Consider the following 371-nt stretch of genomic DNA (forward strand, 5'->3'; position numbering starts at 1 on the left):
CCATATCTCTTTTAAGTTCGATTTCTACACGCCATAAATGTTCAGACATAACTTCAGCATCTGCATTATCTTTACGTTCTTGCTTTTTATTATAAATTCTAATAAATCTATTACTATCTCTCACGCCAAAATATTTTGTTTCTGGCTTACCATTACGACCATAAAAAATAGTTTTCTTAACTGCTTTATCAGACATTGCATAGTAGTCACTCAAATCATCTTCAAAATCAAAGGCTAAATCTAATCTTGTAAAACCGTCATCTTCCATGTAGCTTATTATATTTTGTTTTAACCAAATCATTTCATCTCGTGTAAGTTTGTTTGGATTAAATTCAATACGCATATTACGTCTATCCCAACTATCTGCTTTC

1 protein-coding gene is annotated in these 371 nt (G+C 30.7%); it reads right to left on the reverse strand.

Annotated elements, in window-relative coordinates; translation table 11 throughout:
- On the reverse strand, positions 1 to 371 hold a 371-nt coding region (locus SH09_RS10585), incomplete at both ends, for a replication initiation factor domain-containing protein (protein ID WP_042739620.1).

It is taken from the genome of Staphylococcus gallinarum (assembly GCF_000875895.1).
GTDB lineage: Bacteria > Bacillota > Bacilli > Staphylococcales > Staphylococcaceae > Staphylococcus > Staphylococcus gallinarum.